At 70.9% G+C, this 20,680-nt stretch carries 22 protein-coding genes and 3 tRNA genes; 9 read left to right on the plus strand and 16 right to left on the minus strand.

Annotation, left to right across the window (positions count from 1 at the left end; translation table 11 throughout):
• The first annotated feature begins 139 nt into the window (after positions 1 to 139).
• Positions 140 to 532, plus strand: a complete 393-nt coding sequence (locus tag AYO52_RS10540; RefSeq protein WP_132063038.1) for a hypothetical protein — start codon at positions 140 to 142, stop codon at positions 530 to 532.
• The gene (locus tag AYO52_RS18300; protein WP_063971826.1) at positions 504 to 1,061 is read left to right on the plus strand and encodes a hypothetical protein; all 558 of its coding nucleotides are present in this window, start codon (positions 504 to 506) and stop codon (positions 1,059 to 1,061) included. Before AYO52_RS10540 ends, AYO52_RS18300 begins: the two co-directional genes overlap by 29 nt.
• On the opposite strand, the gene AYO52_RS10550 is transcribed toward AYO52_RS18300, so the two are convergent.
• From AYO52_RS10550 to hadA, 9 genes are all read right to left on the minus strand, one after another.
• Positions 1,032 to 2,057 carry an MCE family protein gene (locus AYO52_RS10550; protein ID WP_067716814.1) on the minus strand — a complete coding sequence of 342 codons (1,026 nt, stop codon included), beginning with the start codon at positions 2,055 to 2,057 and terminating at the stop codon, positions 1,032 to 1,034. The genes AYO52_RS18300 and AYO52_RS10550 overlap by 30 nt on opposite strands.
• The gene (locus AYO52_RS10555) at positions 2,054 to 2,833 is read right to left on the minus strand and encodes an MCE family protein (protein WP_007631787.1); all 780 of its coding nucleotides are present in this window, start codon (positions 2,831 to 2,833) and stop codon (positions 2,054 to 2,056) included. The genes AYO52_RS10550 and AYO52_RS10555 overlap by 4 nt, the downstream gene beginning before the upstream one ends.
• Positions 2,834 to 3,298: 465 nt before the next feature.
• Entirely contained in the window at positions 3,299 to 4,027 is a 729-nt protein-coding gene (gene rplA / locus AYO52_RS10560) for a 50S ribosomal protein L1 (protein ID WP_007631785.1), read from the minus strand.
• A 91-nt stretch (positions 4,028 to 4,118) separates the two neighbouring features.
• Positions 4,119 to 4,553 (minus strand): 50S ribosomal protein L11, encoded by a 435-nt coding sequence (gene rplK, locus AYO52_RS10565; protein WP_007631783.1) that lies wholly within the window; start codon positions 4,551 to 4,553, stop codon positions 4,119 to 4,121.
• Between the two features lie 247 nt (positions 4,554 to 4,800).
• Positions 4,801 to 5,787, minus strand: a complete 987-nt coding sequence (gene nusG / locus AYO52_RS10570) for a transcription termination/antitermination protein NusG (protein WP_156523583.1) — start codon at positions 5,785 to 5,787, stop codon at positions 4,801 to 4,803.
• A 63-nt stretch (positions 5,788 to 5,850) separates the two neighbouring features.
• Entirely contained in the window at positions 5,851 to 6,192 is a 342-nt protein-coding gene (secE, locus tag AYO52_RS10575; RefSeq protein WP_082923934.1) for a preprotein translocase subunit SecE, read from the minus strand.
• 36 nt (positions 6,193 to 6,228) lie between these two features.
• Positions 6,229 to 6,301: transfer RNA gene (locus AYO52_RS10580), tRNA-Trp, on the minus strand.
• A 164-nt stretch (positions 6,302 to 6,465) separates the two neighbouring features.
• Positions 6,466 to 6,948 carry a MaoC/PaaZ C-terminal domain-containing protein gene (locus tag AYO52_RS10585; protein ID WP_082923935.1) on the minus strand — a complete coding sequence of 161 codons (483 nt, stop codon included), beginning with the start codon at positions 6,946 to 6,948 and terminating at the stop codon, positions 6,466 to 6,468.
• Positions 6,945 to 7,343, minus strand: a complete 399-nt coding sequence (hadA, locus tag AYO52_RS10590; RefSeq protein WP_067716821.1) for a (3R)-hydroxyacyl-ACP dehydratase subunit HadA — start codon at positions 7,341 to 7,343, stop codon at positions 6,945 to 6,947. The genes AYO52_RS10585 and hadA overlap by 4 nt, the downstream gene beginning before the upstream one ends.
• 181 nt (positions 7,344 to 7,524) lie before the next feature.
• Here hadA and AYO52_RS10595 point away from each other — a divergent pair, with 181 nt between their 5' ends.
• The 6 genes from AYO52_RS10595 (at position 7,525) to AYO52_RS10620 (ending at position 14,090) form a co-directional block, all read left to right on the plus strand.
• A complete protein-coding gene (locus AYO52_RS10595; RefSeq protein WP_067716824.1) occupies positions 7,525 to 9,198 on the plus strand; it encodes an acetolactate synthase in 1,674 nt (557 codons plus the stop codon).
• Between the two features lie 6 nt (positions 9,199 to 9,204).
• Positions 9,205 to 10,725, plus strand: coding sequence for a molybdopterin-dependent oxidoreductase (locus tag AYO52_RS10600; RefSeq protein ID WP_067716827.1), 1,521 nt, complete (start codon positions 9,205 to 9,207; stop codon positions 10,723 to 10,725).
• Between the two features lies 1 nt (position 10,726).
• A complete protein-coding gene (locus AYO52_RS10605) occupies positions 10,727 to 10,990 on the plus strand; it encodes a hypothetical protein (protein ID WP_067716829.1) in 264 nt (87 codons plus the stop codon).
• 12 nt (positions 10,991 to 11,002) lie between these two features.
• Positions 11,003 to 11,743, plus strand: a complete 741-nt coding sequence (locus tag AYO52_RS10610; RefSeq protein ID WP_082923936.1) for a Crp/Fnr family transcriptional regulator — start codon at positions 11,003 to 11,005, stop codon at positions 11,741 to 11,743.
• Between the two features lie 136 nt (positions 11,744 to 11,879).
• A complete protein-coding gene (locus AYO52_RS10615) occupies positions 11,880 to 12,116 on the plus strand; it encodes a heavy-metal-associated domain-containing protein (RefSeq protein WP_067716832.1) in 237 nt (78 codons plus the stop codon).
• Between the two features lie 48 nt (positions 12,117 to 12,164).
• On the plus strand, positions 12,165 to 14,090 hold the full coding sequence (locus AYO52_RS10620) for a cation-translocating P-type ATPase (protein ID WP_227022234.1): 1,926 nt from the start codon (positions 12,165 to 12,167) through the stop codon (positions 14,088 to 14,090).
• A 76-nt stretch (positions 14,091 to 14,166) separates the two neighbouring features.
• Here the strand turns inward: AYO52_RS10620 and AYO52_RS10625 are convergent.
• Positions 14,167 to 14,240, minus strand: a tRNA-Met gene (locus tag AYO52_RS10625).
• A 42-nt stretch (positions 14,241 to 14,282) separates the two neighbouring features.
• Positions 14,283 to 14,355 (minus strand) — tRNA-Thr (locus AYO52_RS10630).
• Positions 14,356 to 14,486: 131 nt separating this feature from the next.
• Here AYO52_RS10630 and AYO52_RS10635 point away from each other — a divergent pair.
• Positions 14,487 to 15,221, plus strand: a complete 735-nt coding sequence (locus AYO52_RS10635; RefSeq protein ID WP_067716838.1) for a glycosyltransferase family 2 protein — start codon at positions 14,487 to 14,489, stop codon at positions 15,219 to 15,221.
• 42 nt (positions 15,222 to 15,263) lie between these two features.
• Here the strand turns inward: AYO52_RS10635 and AYO52_RS10640 are convergent, their stop codons facing one another.
• Genes AYO52_RS10640 through AYO52_RS10660 form a run of 5 tightly spaced genes read right to left on the minus strand, consistent with a single transcriptional unit; the run spans position 15,264 to position 20,572 of the window.
• Positions 15,264 to 16,565, minus strand: a complete 1,302-nt coding sequence (locus AYO52_RS10640) for a prenyltransferase (protein ID WP_371517616.1) — start codon at positions 16,563 to 16,565, stop codon at positions 15,264 to 15,266.
• A complete protein-coding gene (locus tag AYO52_RS10645) occupies positions 16,562 to 17,014 on the minus strand; it encodes a lycopene cyclase domain-containing protein (protein WP_253702072.1) in 453 nt (150 codons plus the stop codon). The genes AYO52_RS10640 and AYO52_RS10645 overlap by 4 nt, the downstream gene beginning before the upstream one ends.
• Positions 17,011 to 18,684 (minus strand): phytoene desaturase family protein, encoded by a 1,674-nt coding sequence (gene crtI, locus AYO52_RS10650; RefSeq protein ID WP_067716840.1) that lies wholly within the window; start codon positions 18,682 to 18,684, stop codon positions 17,011 to 17,013. Before crtI ends, AYO52_RS10645 begins: the two co-directional genes overlap by 4 nt.
• Positions 18,681 to 19,541 carry a squalene/phytoene synthase family protein gene (locus AYO52_RS10655; protein WP_067716843.1) on the minus strand — a complete coding sequence of 287 codons (861 nt, stop codon included), beginning with the start codon at positions 19,539 to 19,541 and terminating at the stop codon, positions 18,681 to 18,683. Before AYO52_RS10655 ends, crtI begins: the two co-directional genes overlap by 4 nt.
• Complete coding sequence (locus AYO52_RS10660; RefSeq protein WP_253702075.1) at positions 19,538 to 20,572, minus strand: polyprenyl synthetase family protein; 1,035 nt, start codon at positions 20,570 to 20,572, stop codon at positions 19,538 to 19,540. Before AYO52_RS10660 ends, AYO52_RS10655 begins: the two co-directional genes overlap by 4 nt.
• Positions 20,573 to 20,680: the final 108 nt, after the last annotated feature.

Consider the following 20,680-nt stretch of genomic DNA (forward strand, 5'->3'; position numbering starts at 1 on the left):
ATATCCAACCCCCGTGACCCCACGCGAAGCAGTGCCACGCCCACGGCTCTCACCCTCGGGAGTCGGCTCATGTCCCGTCGGGCCATCTCTCCCCCGGTCACTCGGTGATCCCCACCTCCGAACCATACCGTAGGGTACTGTGACTCGTGTCATAGCAGCGGGAGCTCTCATGGTCGGGTTCGGTGGCGGCGCTCGCGGGCCCGTGGTGACGATGCGAAGACTCCTCGGCACGGTGGCCGGTGTGGCGGGCATGGGACTCGTCGGCGCGTCCGCCACCCGCGCACAGGTCGGCCCGGGATCGCTTGGTCCGAGCCCGCTGTTGTTCCACTCCCCCGTCCTCGAGCCCTACGTGGACGAACTCCCGCGTCCGGACGTCCTGCCCGGAGAGTCCCTGGAACTGTCCGCGCGGACGGGCACCCACCGGTTCCACCGCGGCCTCCCCGCGGCGATGACCTTGGGTTACGGCGCGGCCAGTTACCTGGGTCCGGTGATCGCACGCCGGAGTGCGGACGACGCTGACCTACCGCAATGAGATCTCAGTCCACCCACACGCCGCGGACATCGACACGAGCCTGCACGGACTGTCGGAGTCGGTGCGTACCCGGGTACCCACGTCGCTACACCTGCACGGCGGGGTCACCGAGCCCGCCAGCGATGGCCACCCGGAGCAGTCGTCCTTCCTCGGGCAGGGCCACCTCCACCACTTCGACAACCGGCAGGAGGCGGCCGGGCTCTGGCACCACGACCACGCCATGGCCATCACCCGCCTCAACGTCTACGGCGGTCTCGCGGGCGGCTACCTCCCACGCGACCGGTTCGACACCGGACGTCCCGACAATCCGTTGGGACTGCCCGCCGGCGAGTTCGAGATCCCGCTAGTCCTGCAGGAGAAGATCGTCCGCCCCGACGGCGCGGCGTCCATGCGCTCCACCCCGATCGTCCCGGAAGGCCATTGGGAAGGCGGGGCGGTGGGCGACGTCGGACTGGTCAACGGGGTGGGGCGGGTACGCCCAGGATGGTGTCGAGCAACGCTAGCGACCCCTCGAACGGTGTGCCGATGAGCAGCGCGGTGTCCAGGACCGGCAGCCGAAGGTCGAGGATGACCGTGCCGTTGGCGTAGTCCCCGCGCACCGCGTTGCGGTAGGTGTCCAGCGGGAACGGGAAGGTGGCCAGGTAGCGCAGTGACTCGGTGAGCGAGCCCCCGAATCCGCCAGTCCCTGCAGGACGGGGTCGAGGGACTCCAGACCGGCACGGAGGTCACCGCCGGAGGCCTCGACGACACGGCCCGCGGTCGCGGTGACGGTGTCCACCGCGCGGGTGGCCTCGACGAGCCGCTGCCGCCGCTGCGCGAGGACCTGGAGTGCGGGCCCGAGGTCGGCGACCCCGCCCTCCACCTCGTCGCTGCGGATCGCGAGTTCGGTCGAGAGCCTCTCCAGTGACTCCAACGCCACCACGATGTCCTCCTTCTGCGCCTCGAGCCCGGTGAGCAACTCGCTGAGGCGTCCCGCCACCGCCCGGACCTCGTCGGTGCGGCCGGTCATCGCGACGTCGAGTTCCCCGAAGACCTCCGCCGCCTGGGCCAGGCCGCTGCCGCCGAGGGCCGCCGCGAGCGTGGCCAGCGTCTGCTCCGTGGTGGGGTACCCGCCGCTGCGTTCCACCGGGACGAGGTCGCCGTCGGACAGCGTGCCCTCGGCGGGTTCGCCCGGAGGTGCCGACAGCTCGAGGTGGGACGCACCGAGGAGACTGCTCTGCCCCACCCGGGCCGTGGCGTTGCGCGGCAGGCGGACCTCCCCGTCGGGGTCGACCGTCACCTCGGCGAACCCCGGGCCGAGGCGGATGTCGGCGATGCGGCCCACCGTCACGTCGCCGACCCGGACACGGGCATTGCGGTCCAGGGTGGTGACGTCGGCGAGCTGCACCGTCACCGAGTAGCCGTCCGGCCCGCCCCCGGCCGTCCCGGGCAGCGGGAGACTGTTGGGCCCCTTCCAGTCGCAACCGCTCATCGTCGTCGTCGACACGACCAGCAGCGCCGCGCCCACGGCGCGCCGCCCGGTCACCGGACGCCCTCGGTGAGCAGGTCGGTCACGCCGACGCGACCGTCCGCCGGGCCGGCGGGGGTCGGGGACGCGTCGGCAGGGGTCGCGAGGGCGGGAGCCGGCCGCAGGTGGTCGTGGGTGTAGTCGAGCTGGTGCGGCAGCGCCCCGACGCCGCGGCTGGGATTGATCGCCACGGGCGGGTAGTCCACCGCCAGCGCGGTGAGCGTGGGGCCGAGCAGTCGCACGCACTCCTCGGAGGCGGTGTGCACGTCGGTCTCCTCTGCAGCGGCCAGGTCGGAGCAGATGAACTGCATCGGGTTCGCGAAGTCGGTCAGCGCGAGGGACGAGATCACCGCGTTCTGCGACGGCTGGTAGATCCCCTGCAGGTTCGACAGCGCGGTGGGTGCGACGTGCAGGATCTGGGCGATGTCGTCGCGCTGCTCGGCCAGCACCGTCAGCAGGTCGGTGGTCGTCCGGACGGTCTCGATGCCCACCTGCCGGTTGTCGCGGACGAAGTCGCGGACCTCGTCGACTGCCAGGTCGAGCTCGGTGAGCGCCGGGCCGATCTCCCCCCGGCCGCGCGACACCGAGACGGTCACCGCCGCCATCACCTCGTTGAAGGTGGTGATCTGCTCGCCGGAACCCTCCATCGCGGCGGTGAAGGCCTCGAGGTTGCGGACGGTGGCGAAGATGTCGTCGCGGCCGTCGGAGACGGTCTGCAGCGCCGCGCTGAGCTGACGGACCGTGTCGCGGACGTCGTCACCGCGATCGTCGAGCACCTCGTCCGCGGCGGCCACCGCGGGTAATCCGGTCGACCCCGATCGTGGCCCCCTCCGGTAGCGGGGCGGGCGTGCCGACGGCGACCGCGTGACCCAACCATACCCGAGGGCATTGTCATGCGGGTGAGCTAGGTCACTGTGTGCTCCGGGCTGCCGTACCGCGCGTGCGAACGCGAGGGAATCCGTGCCCGGGGCCGCTCGTTGCGATGGCGTCTCGCCCTCGCCGCAGCCCCATCTCCCCCACAGCCGCGCCCGAACATGGCGTCTCGCACGCCCCGAAGCGACGGCGAGACGCCATCGCGAGGAGCGGCTGCGTGGGGGGCGGGCATGCCGGCACGCGAGACGCCATCGGGAGGAGCGGCTGCGGACCGGTCGGCCGGCGGCCGGCCGCTCACGGCATGCCGGGAAATGCGGGAAGGCCCCGCGTCCGGATAACCGGTCGCGGGGCCTTCAGCCGAGCTGGTGGCGTCTCAGCCGAGCAGATCAGCTCGCTTCGGAGTCGGAACCCGCCTCGAGGAGCTTGGAGATCGCCGACGGATCGACCGGGATGCCGGGGCCGGTCGTCGTGGAGATGGTGACCTTCTGCATGTAGCGGCCCTTGGAGGAGGACGGCTTGAGGCGCATGACCTCGTCGACCGCGGCCTGGTAGTTCTCCGTGAGCTGCTCCGTGGAGAAGGAGGCCTTGCCCACGATGAAGTGCAGGTTGTTGGCCTTGTCGGTGCGGAAGGTGATCTTGCCGCCCTTGATGTCGCCCACGGCCTTGGTCACGTCCATCGTGACGGTGCCCGTCTTGGGGTTGGGCATGAGGCCACGCGGACCGAGCACGCGGGCCACACGGCCGACCTTGGCCATCTGGTCCGGGGTGGCGATCGCGGCGTCGAAGTCGAGCCAGCCGCCCTGGATGCGCTCGATGAGGTCGTCGGAGCCAACGACGTCGGCGCCGGCGGCCTCGGCCTCGGTGGCCTTCTCGCCCGCGGCGAAGACGATGACGCGGGCGGTCTTACCGGTACCGTGCGGAAGGTTCACGGTGCCACGGACCATCTGGTCCGCCTTGCGGGAGTCGACGCCAAGTCGCATGGCGACCTCGACGGTGGCATCCATCTTCGTCGAGCCGGTCTCCTTGGCCAAGGCCAGGGCGTCCAGAGGCGAGTACAGCTTGGTGCGGTCGACCTTCTCAGCTGCGGCCTTGAAGGCCTTGCTGTTCTTGCTCATGTCAGTTCCATTCCTGCCGCGTCTTCACGCGCGACGGTCGGGTGTGGTGCGGGCCTGAGCTGCCCTCCCACAGATGTTCGGGGGGTGGAGGTCAGGCCTCGACCGTGATGCCCATGGAACGGGCGGTGCCGACGATGATCTTCGCGGCCTGGTCGATGTCGCTGGCGTTGAGGTCCTCCATCTTGGTCTGCGCGATCTCGCGGACCTGGTCCATGGAGACCTTGCCGACCTTGGCGGAGTGCGGGGTGCCGGAGCCCTTCTGCAGGCCGGCGGCCTTGAGCAGGAGCTTGGCGGCCGGCGGCGTCTTCAGCTTGAAGTCGAACGACCGGTCCTCGTAGACCGTGATCTCGACCGGCACGACGTTTCCGCGCTGGTTCTCGGTGGCGGCGTTGTAGGCCTTGCAGAACTCCATGATGTTGACACCATGGGCACCCAGAGCCGGACCGACCGGCGGGGCCGGGTTGGCTGCGCCGGCCTGGATCTGGAGCTTGATGAGCCCTGAGACCTTCTTCTTCTTCGGAGGCATCGTCTTCCTCAGTCTTCCTGATTCTTCGACTGGATCTCGGCTCGCGCTGTACACGCGGGAGGCCGACTGTCGTGTGCACCCGGTTCCCCACACGACCCCGGAAGGGCAGGCGGGAACACAGGCGCAACCTTGGAGAGTCTACGCGCGCGGCCGGTCGGAACCCTAATCGCCGACGACGGCCGGGCTGACAGACGAGCGACCCGCCCCACGCCGGGCGCGGAACGGGTCGTCGTGGGAGTTTCTCGGGTCAGTCGATCTTCTCGACCTGCGTGAAGCCGAGCTCGACCGGGGTCTCGCGACCGAAGATCGACACGAGGACCTTGAGCTTCTGCGCGGCCGGATCGACCTCGGAGATGGACGCGGGCAGCGTCGCGAACGGGCCGTCCATGACGGTGACCGACTCGCCGACCTCGAACTCCACCTCGACGGCCTGCGGGGCGAAGCCCTGGTCGTCGGCGGTGCCCGCGGCGGCGGACTTCTTCTCCGGCTTGGGGGCCAGGAACTTGGCCACGTCGCTCAGCGAGAGCGGGGTGGGCTTGCCGGCGGCGCCACCGGTCGCGCTGACGAACCCGGTCACGCCCGGGGTGTTGCGCACGACGCCCCACGACTCGTCGTCGAGTTCCATCCGCACCAGCACGTAGCCGGGTAGGACCTTGCGGTTGGCGACCTTCTTCTGGCCGTTCTTGACCTCGGTGAACTCCTCGACCGGGACCTCGACCTGGAAGATCTTGTCCTCGGCGCCGAGGGTCACGGCGCGGGTCTCGAGGTTGGCCTTCACCTTGTTCTCGTACCCGGCATAGGAGTGGATGACGAACCAGTCGCCGGGCAGCTTGCGCAGCTGACGCTTGAAGGCGATGACCGGGTCGATCGCGGGCGCGGCCTCCTCGGCCGGCGCCTCCTCGGCGGGGGCGTCGTCGCCCATGTCGTCCGTCTGCAGCGCCGACTCGTCGAGCTCGGCCTCGGCGACGTCCTCGTCACCCTCGGGGACGATCTCGGCCTCGTCGTCGTCGTCGAGTTCGGTTTCGACCGCGTCGGTGGCGGCGTCCTGGTCGAGCTCGGCACCTGCCGCGGCGGTGTCGGCGGCGTCAGCCTCGGCGTCGGCGGTATCAGCCTCGGCGGTATCGGCGTCGACGGTGCCGGTGGGGTCCGCAGCCGTGTCACCGAGCACCGCGTCCGCCTCGGTCGCGGCCTGCTCGGCGCCCTCGGCCTCGGGGCTCTGATCGATGTCGCTCACGGAAATGCGGTCCTCTCGAAGTTCGGCGGTCCGGATCTCGCCCCGGACCCCAGCGGCAGGTCTCTAGCGGTCGAAGACGAGCTCGACGAGCTTGCCCGCGCCGAAGTCGACGCCCGAGACCAGCGCGGTCATGAAGATGAGGAACAGGAACACCACGATGGTGTAGGTGACCATCTGGTTGCGCGTGGGCCAGATGACCTTGCGCAGCTCCTCGACGACCTGCCCGATGTACTGGAACGGATTCGTGCGGGCGGTCCGCGTGTCCTCCGGCTTGTCCGCGTCCGTACGGACCCGTCCGGCCACGGCGGTGTCGCCGCGCCCCGCCTTGCCGGTGGGGACGGCGGCAGCGGCGTCGGAATCGCGGACGCCGTTGACGTCGACGTCGTCGTCGCGATCCTGGCTCACGCGGCTACCTCCGGGTCGTCTGGTGTGCGGTAAGTGCAGGGGCGACAGGACTTGAACCTGCAACCTGCGGTTTTGGAGACCGCTGCTCTGCCAATTGAGCTACGCCCCTTCGGCCGGTCTCCCGGCCACCCGTGCCCTCCCGCGCCTGCGGGCCGCACGAACGCCTCGACTCTACAGTGTCGGCGACTGCCTGGCGGCAGCGCGGTCCGCGACCGCGTTCGGTCGGGCGTCCCAGTGTACGACAGGCGGCCGGTGGCCCGAAATCGCGCGGCGTCACCCCGCGAGCGAGACCGTGACGATCGCCTTGCCGAACACCTTCGCCCCGTCGCAGATCACCGCGAGGGCGACGTCGGCGGTCGACCCGTCGTCGGCCACCTTCTTCACCGTCCCCCCCACCTCGAGCCGCGCCGGCGCATCGACCGGGACGACCACGGGCCCGGCGAACCGGAACGAGGTCGCCAGCACGCGGTCGGCGCCCCCGGCCCACTCGGCCACGACCCCGATCGCCAGCGCGGAGGTGAGCATCCCGTGCGCCACCACCCCGGGCAGCCCGAGCGCCTGCGCCGCGTCATCGTCCAGGTGGATGGGGTTGTGGTCCCCCGACGCCTCGGCGTAGCGGCGCAGGTCGTCCCGCGAGATCGGCAGGGTCCGCGACGGCAGGACCTCCCCGGCGACCGCGGTCCTCGTCGTCGTCACGTCCTGCGCGGCCGCGCCTCGCGCGGCCGTGCCCTGCCCATGCACCTCCCGCCCGGTCATGCCTCCGCCTCCGCGGTGAGCAACGCACTGGTCAGAGTCTGGACGGGCTCGCCGACGGCGTCGCGCAGCACGGTGTCGATCCCGATCATCCGCCCGCCGCGCGCCGACCGCACCCCGGTGACCGTGGCGGTGGCGGTGAGGACGTCGCCGACGCGGATCGGCCGGTGGTGCTCGCTGGACTGCGCGGTGTGGAGGGTGCGCGCGAGGTCGATGCGCAGGGCGGGGTGCTCCATCACCGCGCGTTGGACCGGCGCGGTCAGGGCGGCCGCGAGGGTGGCGGGGACCTGGCCGGTCGGCGCGCCCACCGCCTCGGCGAAGCGCGTCACCACCGTGTCGGTGACCGTGACCGGATCCCCGACGACGACGACGAGGTCATCAGCGTTGTCTGTGCTCACAGGCGCCGACGCTACCCGAGGGCGAGTCCGCCGAACCGCTGATACGACCCGTCCGCGCCTCCTACGGTGGGGGCAGTCGAGCAGGGAGTGCGATGTGAGCCACGACGAGCCGGCCCCGCGGGCCGGGCACGAGAAGGCTGGGCGATCGCCGGGCGGGCCCGGCGGAGACGCCCCCACACCGGTGGAGGGGCACGGCGGATCCCACGCCACGGCCGTCGCCGCCGCGCACGGCGTGCGGACGATGTTCACCCTCTCCGGGGCGCACGTGTTCCCCATGTACGACGCCGCGGAGAAGGAGGACCACGGCGTGGCACTGCTCGACGTGCGGCACGAGCAGACGGCCGCATTCGCCGCCGAGGCCACCGGCAAGCTCACCCGCTCGCCCGGCCTGACCGTCCTCACCGCCGGTCCGGGGGTGACCAACGGCGTGTCCGCGCTGGCGCAGGCCTCGTTCTCCGGCGCCCCGATGGTGGTCCTCGGCGGGCGCGCGCCGGCCGACCGCTGGGGCACCGGCAGCCTGCAGGAGTTCGACCACGTCCCGGTGGTGCGGTCGGTGACCGTGTCCGCCGAGACCGCCCGCGACACGGCCGATATCGCCGCCGCCACCCACCGCGCGTTCACCGCCGCCCGCACCGCGCACCGCGGGCCGGCGTTCCTCGACGTGCACATGGACCACTTCTTCGACCGGTGCGACTCCGTCCGGCCCGGACCGGGGCGGGCCGGCGACGGCTCCCCCGCCGCCGCGCCGGACCGCTCCCCCGACACCGACGCCGTCGACCGGATCGCCGACCTGCTCGTCGGCGCCGAGCGTCCCGTGCTGGTGCTGGGCTCCGACGTGTGGGCAGATCGCGGCGAAGACGCAGCGCTGCGGTGCGTCGAGTCGCTGGGCCTGCCCGTCATCCCCAACGGCATGGGCCGCGGGATCGTCCCGGCCGGGCACCGGCTGCTGGTGACCAAGGCGCGCGGGCTGGCGTTCGGCGCGGCCGACGTGGTGGTCGTGGTGGGCACGCCCCTGGACTTCCGGCTCGGCTACGGCGTGTTCGGCGGCAAGGAGGGCGCCACGCCGGCGACCGTGGTGCACATCGCGGACTCCCCCGGGCAACTCGGTCACCACGCCGGTCCGGCCGTGGCCACCGCGGGCGACCTGGGGCTCGTGCTGGACGCGGTGGTCGAGGCCGTACAGCGCCGATCGGGGGCGACGCGCCCGGACTGGTCGACCTGGGCGGCCACGCTGCGGGAGAAGGCCGATGCCACCCACGCCGCCGACCTGCAGCTCCTGGGCGCCTCGGCCGACCCCGTCCACCCCGCGCGGATCTACGGCGAACTGCTACCGCGGCTGGCCGAGGACGCCGTGGTGATCGGCGACGGCGGCGACTTCGTCTCCTACGCCGGCAAGTTCATCGAACCCGCCCGGCCCGGCAACTGGCTGGACCCCGGCCCGTTCGGGTGCCTCGGCGCGGGGCTGGGCGCGGCGATCGCCGCCCGCATCGCCCGACCGTCCAGCCAGGTGGTCCTGCTGCTCGGCGACGGCGCCGCGGGGTTCTCCCTCATCGACGTGGACACCCTCGTGCGGCACCGGCTGCCCGTGGTGATGGTGATGGGCAACAACGGGGCGTGGGGCCTGGAGAAGGGGCCCATGCAGATGCTCTACGGCTACGACGTGATCGCCGACCTCGCGCCGCGGACCCGCTACGACGAGGTGGTCAAGGCCCTCGGCGGGGCCGGCGAGATGGTCACCGATCCCGCGCGGATCGGCCCGGCGCTGGACCGGGCGTTCGCCAGCGGGGTTCCGTATCTGGTGAACGTGATAACTGATGTAGGGGCCATGTACCCGCGAGCGACGTTTGGAGTCTGAACCGACGTGATCAACCCCGATTTCCCGCTGTGGCTCCGTGCCTCCCACCTGATCAACTTCATCCTGATCGGCATGCTGCTGCGGTCGGGTTGGGAGATCTTGTCCTCGATGCCGCGGTTGTGGTGGCGCAACGACTGCAAGCCTGGAACCGAGTGGTTGCGCTTCACCCGCCGGAAACTGCCACGGGAGGAGGGCGTGTACACCTCCCTGATGGACGAGAAATCCCTGTCGCCGCTGATCGGCCTACCGGGTCGGGAGAACATCGGGCTGGGCCGGCACTGGCACGGGATCTCGGTGATGCTGTGGGTACTCAACGGCCTGGTGTACGTGGTGCTGCTGTTCGCGACCGGACTGTGGCGCCGCATCATCCCCACCTCGTGGAGCGTGTTCGGCGAGGCGTGGGAGTCGATCCGGATGTACCTCGGGTTCCGGGCTCCGGCGATCGAACACTTCGACCCGTATGACGCCGCACAGATGCTGGCCTACACCGCCGTCATCTTCGTCCTCGCTCCGCTGCTCATCCTCACCGGCGTGGCCATGGCGCCGGCGGTGCGCTCGCGGTTCCCCTGGTACGTCAAGCTCTGGGGCGGCCACCAGGGCGCCCGGTCGCTGCACTTCATCCTCATGGTGCTCATCTCCGCGTTCATCGTCATGCATGTCGGGCTGGTGTTCCTGGTGCACGCCGAGCACAACGTCGTGCACATGGTGTTCGGCACCACCGACACGGCACGATCCGCCCAGGCCTTCACCATCACGATCGCCACCGTCGTGGCCGTGGTCCTGTTCTGGATCGCCCTGAGTTACTGGTCGCTGGCCGACCGCGCCCGGGCGCAGCGGTTCACCGCCGGGGTGTCCGAGATCGGCCGCCGCCTCTTCCTCAACCGGATGCGACCGCGGATGGGGCGGCAGAACACCTACACCGACGACGACATCTCCGAGTTCCACTGGACCAACGGCCTGCCGCCGACCGAGGACGAGTCGCCGGAGTGGGTCGAGGCTCGCGACGATGCCTGGCGCGGCTATTCCTTGACCATCGGCGACGACCTCTCGGGCGCCGAGAAGACCCTGGCCCTGGACGAGCTCACGGAGCTGCCGCGCACCTCTTATGTAGCGGTGCACACCTGCATGCAGGGCTGGTCCGCCACGTCCCGGTGGACCGGCGTACGACTGCGGGATCTGCTCGAGGTCCTCGGCCCCCAGCCGGAGGGAGCCCACTACGTGCTGATCGACTCCTACGGTCTGGCCCAGAAGATGTATGACAACCGGCCGCGGGAGCCGTTCTACGCGGTACTCGACCTCGACACGGTCTACGAGGACGACACGATTCTGGCCTACGAGCGCAACGGAACCCCTCTCGAGACGCACCTCGGCGCCCCCGCCCGCCTGCGGGTGGAGTCAAACCACGGCTACAAGCACGTCAAGTGGGTGCGCTCGATCCGGTGGATAGCCGACTACGCGGAGTACGGTGACGGCCGAGGCGGGACCCGCGAGGATTCCGCGCTGCAGGCGTTCAACGGAAGGATCTGACGTGTCCCACATCGTCTCGTGCCGCTTCGAGGTCAGCGGCGTCCGGAACGACAGGGACGTCAAGAAGGCCCTCCAGGCGCTCTACGACATCTTCGCCGAGCACGGACTGGGCCAGGCGACCTTCGAACTCACCGGGGCCGAACACGCGCAGCTGTACGTCAAACACCCGGACACGGTCCGCCCGGACCCGGCGATCATCGAGAAGGCCCTCGCCCGCGCGGGAGACTTCCGGGTGGTCTCTACCCATCTGCACTCCTCGAACTGAATCGCTGCACCGATGTCCCGAAACCCGGTTCGGCGCAACTGCGCACACCCGCACTCCTGCTCGGACGAGACCCGGCTGCGGGTACTAGCCGATGCCCCACTGACCCGGGAGCTCTCACCTGATGACCGGCGCGACCTCAACGGGCACCTGACCGCCTGGTCCTGGGCCGAGGGCGATCCGATGGTGCTCGCCGGGGATGAAATCCCCGGTTCGTATCTCGTCGTCTCCGGCCGCGCGCGGGTTACCCGGGACACCGCCGATGGCCGGGAGCTCACCGTGGACATCGCCGCCCCCGGAGACACCGTGGGGCCGTTGCACACGGAGGCTGCCGTCGCGACCGAGTCCGCCTGGGCGATGGAGACGACCTGTGCGCTCTTCCTGCCCGCTCACGCGCTGGCGGAGGTGGTCGGCGACCACCCGAGCCTCGCCCTGGGCCTGATCCGAATGCAACAGGATCGGCTCGCGCAGGCCCGGGAACAGGAGATCGGGCACACCACGCAGTCGGTGGAGCAGCGGGTCGGCTCGACGCTGCGGCACCTCGACCGCAAGCTCGGAAGCCTCCAGCGGGACGGCTCGAGTCTCCTCCAGGTCCGACTGCGCCGCGACGACATTGCGGGGATGGCCGGCACCACAGTGGAATCCGCCTCGCGCGCGATGGCGCGGATGAAGAAGGCGGGCGTCATCGACTCCGGCCGCGAATGGGTCTCGGTCCTCGACCGCGCCGCACTCGAGAGGCTGATCGCGGGCGATTAACTGGTCGGCGCCGCTTTCCCGTTGATTGATTGGCGTCAAGGAAGTCTTCTCCGGTTGCTCCTAGGTTCGGAGATGCACGTAAGGAACGTGCACCGTTCCCCCGAGGAACAGCAACCGTAGAGGAGCTGGGATCACCATGAGTGTCCGCGAACAGGTCAAGAGCATCGTTCTGCGTTCGGATGAATTCTCGTGCCCGTCGTGCATCGCGAAGATCGAGAACAAGTTGAACGGTCTGGACGGTGTCGAGTCCGCGGAGGTCAAGTTCGCCTCCGGACGAGTACTGGTCGACTACGACCCCGCGAAGGTCTCGGTACGTGATCTCGTCGCAGCGGTCGCCGAGGTCGGCTACGCGGTCAAGCCGTCGGCGTTCTGACGCGACGACACCGACCGCACGACGGCGACCGAAGGAGACAGGACAATGCTGAAATCATGGAAGACCTGGGGCGTGGTGGCGGCCTCCGGCCTGCTCATCGTCGCCTCGTGGCTCGTCGGCCGACTCACCTCGGCCGACGCGGTGGCGGACGGATTGATGATCATCGCCGCTCTCGTGGCCGGCTACCGGATCGCCGTCTCGGCGGTTCAGGCGCTTCGGATCCGGATGATCTCGATCGATCTGCTGGTCGTGGTCGCCGCCGTCGGGGCCATGTTCATCGACAACTACTGGGAGTCTGCGGCGGTCACTTTCCTCTTCGCCCTCGGCAAGGCCCTGGAGAAGGCGACTCTCAACCGCACTCGCCGGGCCCTGTCCGACCTCGTCGACTCGGCGCCCGAGACCGCCACCATCCTTCGTGACGGCGAGCCGGAGACCGTCGAGGTCTGGGAACTCGAACCCGGCGACCTCGTGCTGGTGCGCAACGGGGAGCAGGTCCCCGTCGACGGCCGGGTGCTCTCCGGCAACGGCGGCGTGGACGAGGCCACCATCACCGGCGAGTCCGTCCCGGCCGAGAAGTCCGAGGGCTCCGAGGTGTTCGCCGGCACCTGGCTACGGTCGGGAGTCCTGCGTATCGAGGCCGTCGGCATCGGTGCCGACACCACCCTCGCCCGGATCGTCCACCGGGTGGAGGACGCGCAGGACGACAAGGCCCGCACCCAGACCTTCATGGAACGGTTCTCGACCTGGTACACCCCCGCCGTGATGATCTCGGCGCTGGTGGTGGCCCTGATCCCCTGGTCGTTGGTCGCCACCATGGGCAACATCGAGCTCGCGCTCACCCTCCTGGTGATCGGCTGCCCCGGCGCCCTGGTGATCTCGATCCCCGTGTCGATCGTCGCCGGGATCGGCCGCTCCGCCAAGGACGGTGTTCTCATCAAGGGCGGCGAGTACCTCGAGAGTGCGGCCCGGGTCGACGCGGTCGTCGTCGACAAGACCGGCACCCTCACCAACGGTCGGCCGGTCCTGACCGACGTGGACGTGCTCGACGACGACTATTCGCGTGAGGACGTCCTGAGGCTGGCCGCCCGAGCCGAGACCGCGTCCGAGCATCCGCTCGCCGAGGCGATCATCTCGGGTGCCCGGGAGGCGGGACTGGAGATCGACCTGGTCGAAGCGGCCGAGCCCGTCGCCGGCAAGGGCATCCGCGCCGAGGTGGATGGCCGAGTGGTCGCGGTGGGCTCCGCGGATCTACTCGACCACCGGCCTGACAACGCACGGATCCTCGAACTCAACGACCAGGGCAGGACCGCGATGTTTGTCGGGGTCGACGGACGGGCGGTCGGGATCGTCACCGTCGCCGACACCATCCGTGACGACGCCCCGGCAGCGGTCAGGGCACTGCACGACGCAGGGATCAGGGTCGTCATGGCGACCGGCGATGCCCAGCGGGTGGCCCGTAATGTCGGCGCCGAACTCGGGGTCGACGAGATCCGTGCCGAGCTCATGCCGGAGGACAAGGTCGAGATCGTGCGCGAGCTGCAGTCCCGCGGCCACACCGTGGCCATGGTCGGTGACGGGGTCAACGACACCCCTGCATTGGCACTGGCCGACATCGGGGTGGCGATGGGAGCCGCCGGCTCGCCGGCCGCGATCGAAACCGCCGACATCGCGTTGATGGCGGACAGGCTCCCGCGGCTCCCGTACGCGCTCTCCCTGGCCAAGCGGACCGTCCGCACCATGCGACTCAACATCGCCATCGCCCTGGTGACCGTTGCCGCGCTTCTTGCCGGGCTGTTCCTCGGGGGCGTGACCATGTCGATCGGGATGCTGGTCCACGAGGTGTCCGTTCTCGCGGTGATCGCGATCGCGATGCTCCTCCTGCGGCCGACCCTCGAGAAGGACGGAACCGGGATCCCGGGACACGCGGGGGACCTCGTCCTCGGGACCGGAGCACGGGACGTGAGCCGGGTGTGATCAGACCCTGATGCCGTAGGAGTCGAGAAGACGACGAAGGCCGCCCGCGGCGAGCGGGCGGCCTTCGTGTTGAGAGTACCGGTGGGGGGACTCGATCCCCCGACCTCACGATTATGAGTCGTGCGCTCTAACCAGCTGAGCTACACCGGCATGCCCTGCCAGTCGGACGATCGAGCCGCCCCGCACAGTGCGAGCCCCCTGTCGGAATCGAACCGACGACCTTTTCCTTACCATGGAAACGCTCTGCCGACTGAGCTAAGGGGGCGGGCCGCGCTTCGCTGTTGGTCACCCAACCGCTTGGCGCGTAAGCCTTTAGCAGATTACACACACGGCCGAACGCGGCACAAATCGCCCGGTGGGGCGCTGTCCCGCCGGGCCCGCTGGCAGGATGGCCGGGTGCGCATCTCCGTGGTGATCCCCGTCCTCGACGACGCCCGCGAACTCGAGGGCGCCCTGGCCTCCCTCGCCACACAGACGCGGCTGCCCGACGAGGTCGTGGTGGTGGACAACGGGTGCTCGGACGACAGCGTCGCGGTGGCATTGGCCGCGGATGCGCGGATCGGGGTCCGGGTGGCCGTCGAGCCCGTGCGGGGCATCCCCGCAGCGGCCGCGGCAGGCTACGACTCCGCGACGGGCGACATCATCGCCCGACTCGACGCCGACTCCCGGCCCGGACCCGGGTGGCTCGCCCGGATCGAGGCCGCGTTCACCGCCGATCCCGAACTCGTGGCCATCTCCGGCCCAGGCGAGTTCATCGGCTTGGAGGGGTGGCGGGCCCGCGCCGCGAAGCTGCTCTACATGGACGCGTTCTTCGTCTCCGTCGGCGCCGCCATGGCCCACCCCGTCCTGTTCGGCTCGAACCTGGCGATGCGCCGCAGCGCCTGGGAGCGGGTGCGCGACGGGGTCAACCGCACCGACCCGGAACTGCACGACGACATCGACCTGTCGTTCCAGTTCGGCGCCGACGACCGCCTGTTGGTCGACCGTTCCCTGACCGTGGGGATCTCGGCCCGACCCTTCGACGACCCCGCGGCCATGCGGCGACGCTTCTCGCGGGCATTCCGGACGATCTTCCTCAACTGGCGGTCGAGCCCGCCGTCGCGGCGGTGGCTGGAGCGCGTCCAGCGCTGACCCGGCCCGGTCGGCCGAATCAGCCGGTGAGGCGGCGCGGGCTCACGCCCAGACGAGCACCGACCAGAGGATGAGCTGCGTGACGCAGAAGCCGGCCAGCATATTGAGCACCAGGAAGCGCTTCCAGCCCTCGTTGGTCGCCTCGGCGGTGGCGTCGGTGACCCGCGTGTAGGCGGCCACCGTGGAGAGGTACGGCAGGATCGCGAACGCCGCCCCCGACGCCGGCCACGGCGCGGCGATCAGCAACACCAGCACCGCCGCGGCGTAGCAGGCCAGCGCGAACCACACGGCTGCCCGGGCACCGAGCACGGTGGCGACCGATTTCAGGCCGGCCTCGCGGTCGAAGCGCACGTCCTGCACGGCGCCGAACGCCTGGGACGCCGCGCCCCACAGCATGAACGCGATGAGGCACGCCCACACCCCGCCGCCGAGGTCCGCGCCGGCGATGGTCCACCCGACGATCGCCGGCGAGACGAAGTGGAACGCCGAGGTGACGGAGTCCACGAACGGGATCTCCTTGAACCGCAGTCCCTTGGCGCTGTAGGCGATCACCGCGAACGCACTCGCCGCCAGCCACAGCGACGACTCCAGCGTCCCGACCACGACGAGGTAGGCCAGGAACGGCACCGTCGTCACGGCCGAGGCCACGAGCGTCGCCGTGTGCCGCGACCGCTCGAGGACCGACCCCTCCACGCCGCCCTTGCGGGGGTTGCGCAGGTCCGACTCGTAGTCGAAGACGTCGTTGATCCCGTACATCGCGAGGTTGTACGGCACCAGGAAGAAGAGCGTGCCGATCACGCCCAGCAGGTCGAAACCGCCCGTGGCCAGGAAGTACGCCAGCGCGAACGGGGCGGCGGTGTTCACCCACGAGACCGGGCGGGACGACCAGAACAGGGTGGTGAGCAGACCTGGTGTCGCGGGCCGCTCGGGGGTGCGGACCTTGTCGTCGTCGTCCTCCCCCGGTTCCGGGGTGCCCGCCAGGGCCGCGTCCCCCCGGCCCGACACCGTCGGGCTGCCCGCCATGGCACCGGCCCGCGACCGGGCGGTGAGCACGAACCACACCGAGGGCATGAACACGGCGACGGCGACGGCGTAGGCGAAGTCCTCGATGGGGGCCACGCCCAGGCGGATTCCGCTGGTCAGCGCGTCGTCGTAGGCCACGAGCCCGGCGGAGATCATGATGTTGTCGAAGATCGCCGTGAGGACGAGCAGTACCACGAGCGAGCCGCCGACCCCGATCAACCATCGTCGGCGGTCGGCCCCCCGCAGGCGCCACAGCGCGATGAGGGCGGCCGCGATGACGGGGATGGCCATGGTGGCGTTGATGGTCGAGTAGATGCTCACGGCCGCGCCCCCGCCCCGTCGTTCTGGGCGCCACCGTTCTGGGCCCCGCCGTTCTGCGCGCCGTCGTTCTGGGCCCCGTTGTCTTGGGCGCCGCCGGACCGTGCGCCGCCGGACCGCGCGCCCCGCCGCCGCGAGACATGCTCGACGGCCGTGACCACGCCCGTCGCGCACACCAACGCGAGGTGCGACAGGAACGCGAGGAACACGACCTCCTCGAGCGGGATTTCCGGCGCGACCAGCAGGCCGGTCATGAAGTCGGTCTGGCCGCGGAAGAACACCCCGCTGCGCACCCCGAGGACGTCCCACGTGAGCAGCAACGCGACCGCCGCGGTCACGGCGAGTGCGGTCGCGGCCGGCGCGCGGAACGCCGCGAGCTTCCAACGGTGGTCGATGACGAGGATGCCGGCGAACGAGATGACCTGGACCGCCAGGTAGGCCAGCCCGATCACCGGTCGAACACCGTGCCCCGATCGAACACCGTGTCCCGATCGAACACCGTGCCCCCGCCGGGCTCCGCCACGGGCGCGGTGCCCGTGTCGCCGCGCACGTGCTTGAGGATCAGCTCGGCGCTGATGAGGCACATCGGTAGTCCGATCCCGGGGATGGTCGAGGCGCCGGCGTAGTACAACCCGTCGACGTGCGTGCTGACGTTGCGGGTGCGGAAGAACGCGCTCTGCGCCAGGGTGTGCGCGGGCCCGAGGGCCGTACCGCGCCACGCGCCGAGGTCGTCCTCGAGGTCGGCGGGAGCGATGGTGCGCCGCACGACGATCCGCTCGGCCAGGTCGTCGATGCCGGTCCAGTCGGCGATCTGGGCGATGGCCTGGTCGGCGGCCGCCTCGATCGTGGCGTCCCCCGCACCGTCGACGCCGCCGTGGCCCAGCGAGGGGTCGGCGGGGATGGGCACCAGGACGAAGAGGTTCTCGTGGCCCTCCGGGGCGATGCCCGCGTCCGGGTCGGTATCGGTGGCACTGGGGCGACAGACGTAGAGCGACGCCGGGTCCGGGATGTGGGGCGACTCGCCGAAGATGGCGTCGAACCCCTCCTCCCACCGGTCGGTGAACAGCAGCGTGTGATGGGCCAGCTGCGGGAGCTCCCCGCGGACGCCGAGGAGCATGAGCAGTGCTCCGGGCCCGGGGGTACGCGAGTCCCAGTAGGACTGTGGGTAGGTGCGGAGGTGCTCGGGGAGCCACCGGGTCTCGAGGTGGTGGAGGTCCGCGGCCCCGACGACGAGGCCGGCCGGCAGCGTCCGCTCCGTCCCGGCCCGGTCGCGCACCCGGACGCCCCTGAGCTGCGCCTTCGACGGGCGGGACCCGCGCGCGCGGGCGCCCTCGGATGTGGTGACAAGTTCGATCGCCTCGGTGCCCGCGTGGATGACCACACCCTGCTGCTCGGCGACCCTGCGGACCGCGGCGATCACCTCGGTGAACCCTCCGCGCGGGTAGAGGACACCGTCAGTGAGGTCGAGGTGGCTCATGAGGTGGTAGATCGACGGCGCCAGGTACGGCGAGGACCCGAGGAACACCGCGGGGTAGCCGAGGATCTGCTGGATGCGGCGGTCGCTGAACCGGCGGGCCACGAACGAGTGCAGCGGCTGGACGAGGCGGGCCACCAGGGAACCGGCCCGGGCCACCACGTCGGGGCGCACCAGGGCCGGGTACGAGGTGAAGTTGGTGTAGAGGAACCGCTTGAGCGCGAGGTCGTAGGTGGTCCGCGCCGAATCGAGGTACCTGCCCAGCACGCGGCCGGCGCCGGGTTCGAGCGACTCGAACAGCGCTGTCGAGGCCGCGCGGTCCGAGCGGATGTCGACCGACTCGGGACGGTTCTCGAAGTACACGCGGTACCCGGGGTCCAGGCGCACCAGGTCCAGCTGCTCGTCGGCGGAGGTGCCACAGAGGCGGAAGAAGTGGTCGAACACCTCCGGCATGAGGTACCAGGAGGGGCCGGTGTCGAAGCGGAACCCGCCCGCCGACCAGCTGCCCGCGCGCCCGCCGACGGAGTCGGTGGCCTCGACGAGCGTGACGTCGCGCCCCTCGTGGGCCAGCAACGCAGCGGTCGCCAGTCCGGCGATGCCGCCGCCCACCACGACGACGGGCCCGTCCGGGGCCTGCCGGCGGCTCATCGGGCCACCGCCCGGCCACGACCGGCTGCAGCCCGGCCGATCACCGCGAGCTTCACCGGATCGGGCACCCGCACCCGGCCCGCGCTCACCCCGGATGCCCCGGCCGCCCGTAGGCGATCGTTGAGCTCCGCGAACAGGTCGTGGGCTGCGGCCACCGCCAGGCGGTCGCGGCCCGGGATCCGGTTGATCGCCGCCCGCGCGATGCGCAGGTCCGCGTCCACGTCATCGGCCAACTCGCGTACGTCCTTCTCCGTCAGTGCCCGCGAGTCACGGCCCGGCAGGTAGTTGCGACCGAGGTCCGTGAAGTCTTCCCGGATGTCCCGGAGGAAGTTCACCTTCTGGAACGCCGCTCCGAGTGCGCGCGCTCCGGCGGCCATCTCGTCGTCGTCACCCAGTCCCCCACCGGCGAACGTCCGCAGGCACATCTCCCCGATGACCTCCGCCGACCCGTGGATGTACCGACGCAGAGACTCCTCTGTGTGCTCGGTGACGTCGATGTCGGCCTCCATCGAGTCGTAGAACGGATCCACCAGACGCGCGTCGATCCCGAACCGACGCGCGGTGTCGGCGAAGGCGTGCGTCACCGGATCGGGGTCCAGGCCACGCTCGATCGCGCGGTGTGTCCGGCGGCGCGCCTCGGCGATGAGCTCGCGCGCGGCGACCGGGTCGTCCATCGCCCCGTCGACGACCTCGTCCCCGACCCGCGCCCACGCGTAGATCGCGGCGACGTGCGGGCGGGTGGCGGGCGCGAGCAGTCGGCAGGCCAGTGCGAACGACGTGGAGTACCGGCGCAGGATCACCTCGCTGCACCGGCGGGCGGCGTCGGTGAACTCCGCGTGGGGGCTCTGCTGGGTCATCGGGTCCTCTCCAGGGCGGTGGCCAGGTGGGGGCCGAGCGCGGCCCGGACGTCGTGCGGCACGGCCGGGGAGTCCAGCGCGGCGCGGGCGGCGGTGATGAGATCCTCGGCGATGCCCACCGCGTGCTCGCGGGCGCCGCACTCGCGTAGTAGCTCGCGCGCGGTGTCGGGGTCCCGCGTGTGGCCGTTCATCGTCGCGGGGTCGGCGGCCGAGCGGCCAAGGGCGGCGTCGATACGCGGCCAGGCGTCGGTGGTGGCGGCGTGGGCCAGCAGGACGGTCGGTGCGCGCCGGAGCAGGTCGCCCTCGTTGGACTTGCCGGTCACGGCCGGATCCCCGAACACGCCCAGCACGTCGTCGATCACCTGGTAGGCGGTCCCCAGGTGGCGGCCGGCCTCACGCAGCGGGGGGATGACCTCGTCGGGCGCGCCGCCGAGCATCGCGCCCAGTACCAGGGGCAGGCACACGGAGTAGGCGGCGGTCTTGGCCGCGCCGATCGCCAGCGCCCGCTCGCGGTCGGCGGGCTCGCGCTCGACACAGCCGTGGACGTCCGCGTACTCCCCGGCGATCGACGCGACGACCGCGCCCTGCACCTCGTCGAGTACACGGTGCAGCAGCGGCGCCGGCACGGGCAGGCGGGCGAAGTCGGCCATCGCGGCCACGAGCAGCAGGTCGCCGCCGAGCAGCCCGCCGACCTGTCCGAGGTGCCCGGCGGCCTCGGTCCCGATCCCCCCGGCGGTGGCCCGCGCGGTGGTGCGGCCCTGCAGGTTGGGCTGGCCGCGGCGCTGGTCGTCCCCGTCCGCCAGGTCGTCATGGACGAGGAACGCCTCGTGCAGCAGTTCCAGAGCCCGGCCCGCGGCGGCCCGCACGGCCTCGTCGGCGCCCCCGGAGGTGGTGTACACGGCGTCGAAGAGCGCGGAGCGCATCCCCTTGCCGGAGCGGGTGGTCCGCCCCAGGTCATCGGCCCATTCTTCCACTGCGGAACCCAGGCCGGCCGGCAGGTCGCCGGTCGTCATCCGATGTGCGGCGGTCATCGAAAGGAGTGTCATGTCCGGTGGTTCGGAGCCGGGGCCGTCGTGGATACGTCTCACCTCGATTCTTCTCGACGAGATGCGGCGTGACAGGTCGTGAGGCCGTGACTC

This window comes from Dietzia sp. 111N12-1, from assembly GCF_001658045.1.
Classification (GTDB): Bacteria; Actinomycetota; Actinomycetes; order Mycobacteriales; family Mycobacteriaceae; genus Dietzia; species Dietzia kunjamensis.

Bases quoted from the DNA above. Each gene is read 5' to 3' on its own strand.
- rplA (WP_007631785.1), bottom strand. From the start codon at position 4,027: ATGAGCAAGAACAGCAAGGCCTTCAAGGCCGCAGCTGAGAAGGTCGAC.
- rplK (WP_007631783.1), bottom strand. From the start codon at position 4,553: ATGCCTCCGAAGAAGAAGAAGGTCTCAGGGCTCATCAAGCTCCAGATC.
- AYO52_RS10585 (WP_082923935.1), bottom strand. From the start codon at position 6,948: ATGACCGGGCGGGAGGTGCATGGGCAGGGCACGGCCGCGCGAGGCGCG.
- AYO52_RS10610 (WP_082923936.1), top strand. From the start codon at position 11,003: ATGTCCCGAAACCCGGTTCGGCGCAACTGCGCACACCCGCACTCCTGC.
- AYO52_RS10615 (WP_067716832.1), top strand. From the start codon at position 11,880: ATGAGTGTCCGCGAACAGGTCAAGAGCATCGTTCTGCGTTCGGATGAA.
- crtI (WP_067716840.1), bottom strand. From the start codon at position 18,684: ATGAGCCGCCGGCAGGCCCCGGACGGGCCCGTCGTCGTGGTGGGCGGC.
- AYO52_RS10655 (WP_067716843.1), bottom strand. From the start codon at position 19,541: ATGACCCAGCAGAGCCCCCACGCGGAGTTCACCGACGCCGCCCGCCGG.
- AYO52_RS10660 (WP_253702075.1), bottom strand. From the start codon at position 20,572: ATGACCGCCGCACATCGGATGACGACCGGCGACCTGCCGGCCGGCCTG.